The sequence below is a fragment of the Paenibacillus sp. 32O-W genome (assembly GCF_007679495.1).
GTDB lineage: Bacteria > Bacillota > Bacilli > Paenibacillales > NBRC-103111 > Paenibacillus_L > Paenibacillus_L residui.
Genome location: NZ_VEGP01000206.1, coordinates 1 through 306 on the forward strand (window position 1 = coordinate 1; position 306 = coordinate 306).

Annotated in this window: 1 pseudogene; it reads right to left on the reverse strand. The window is 46.7% G+C overall.

From position 1 onward, the window contains the following. Nucleotides 1–180: pseudogene (locus FS806_RS26460) on the reverse strand (RNA-guided endonuclease InsQ/TnpB family protein); the annotation flags it as partial. Nucleotides 181–306 lie beyond the last annotated feature (126 nt).

Consider the following 306-nt stretch of genomic DNA (forward strand, 5'->3'; position numbering starts at 1 on the left):
TTGGCGTTTGGTTTGCTTCTGAAGCGCTGACTGCGAAATCCATTTCCGATGCTCCGAATGGTAGTTCTTAGCGAGCTCTAAGCACATATTCCACACCCGGGCAGATTCGCGATTACAGGCATACAGTCGTTCGACATCTCGTTTCGAGGCATGGAAACGTACAATTTGAGCACGAATCATGGAAACACCCCCTCCTTACCAGAACACTTGTTCCTCGTTCCCATTATACCACACATACGTTCCTTTTCGGGCATCAAAGTGACTAGAACAAACACATGCTTTTTCCAACATATCTCCAGCGAAGAT